Consider the following 275-nt stretch of genomic DNA (forward strand, 5'->3'; position numbering starts at 1 on the left):
GCCTGGCACCCAGTACGCCGAAACCTGCATTGCCTACTGCAAGCCGGGCGAAGAGAAGCCTGAAGATACCGCGCTGGGGCTGAAAAGCTTCACCGCTTACATCGATTCCTTCAGCGAAGCGTTTCTTGACGACGCCGTTGTCGACTATGCCACCGACCGTATGGGCGGCCAGCTGACCATCAAGGCGCCAAATGCCAAGGTGCCAATGGTCAATGCCGACAGCCCGGTCAACGAGCGCATCAACTACTACCTGCAAACCGAGATCAACCCGGGGC

At 58.9% G+C, this 275-nt stretch carries 1 pseudogene; it reads left to right on the forward strand.

The window, feature by feature from the left end:
- Window positions 1-275, forward strand: a pseudogene (locus AAEY83_RS14840) (Fe-S biogenesis protein NfuA); the annotation flags it as partial.

It is taken from the genome of Psychrobacter sp. TB20-MNA-CIBAN-0197, from assembly GCF_040309765.1.
Lineage (GTDB): Bacteria > Pseudomonadota > Gammaproteobacteria > Pseudomonadales > Moraxellaceae > Psychrobacter > Psychrobacter submarinus.